Annotated in this window: 1 protein-coding gene; it reads right to left on the reverse strand. The window is 59.9% G+C overall.

Annotated features, from left to right (window positions below):
* Positions 1-222 (reverse strand): hypothetical protein (locus A3722_RS16805; protein ID WP_150120533.1); only part of this gene is annotated, 222 nt, incomplete at both ends.

The following is a 222-nucleotide window of genomic DNA, read 5'->3' on the forward strand; positions in this document are numbered from 1 at the left end:
GCCCGGTGGAGCGTTTGCTCAACTCCTTGCTGAGCTTCACCCGCTGCGCCTCACCGCCCGACAGGGTCGTGGCCTGCTGTCCAACCTTGATATAGCCCAGCCCCACGCGCATCAGCGCATCCATCTTTTCACGGATCGAAGGCACGGCGGCAAAGAAGCTTTGCGCATCTTCTACGGTCATATCAAGCACGTCGGCGATGCTCTTACCCTTACACCGCACCT

It is taken from the genome of Sulfitobacter sp. HI0027 (assembly GCF_001634775.1).
Classification (GTDB): Bacteria; Pseudomonadota; Alphaproteobacteria; order Rhodobacterales; family Rhodobacteraceae; genus Sulfitobacter.